Source organism: Neokomagataea anthophila (assembly GCF_018122595.1).
Taxonomy (GTDB): domain Bacteria; phylum Pseudomonadota; class Alphaproteobacteria; order Acetobacterales; family Acetobacteraceae; genus Gluconobacter; species Gluconobacter anthophilus.
This window is the reverse complement of the sequence record NZ_JAGRQH010000245.1, coordinates 1-216: the sequence shown is the minus strand read 5'-3', so window position 1 is coordinate 216 and position 216 is coordinate 1. Positions and strand designations below refer to the sequence as shown.

Below are 216 nucleotides of genomic sequence, written 5' to 3'. Positions count from 1 at the left end.
GCCATCATCAACGAACAGTCGGCGCTGGCTAGTCTCTACGCGGCGCTTATGAGCCGTCTGGCAGCATCGTCGGGATCCCTGATAAAGCTTAGTTTTTCAGTGCGCCGTATCGTTGACGTCGAAGCTTGGGGAACGTTTGCCGAAGAGAAACTTCTCGACCGCAGAAAGACCGGGCCCTTCAATGGCCGTGGATCGCTATTCCTGTTGGCCTATACA

Annotated in this window: 1 protein-coding gene; it reads left to right on the top strand. The window is 55.1% G+C overall.

Translation table 11 applies throughout. From position 1 onward, the window contains the following. Positions 1–216: hypothetical protein (locus tag KB213_RS12585; protein WP_211683602.1), on the top strand; the 216-nt coding region annotated here is incomplete at both ends.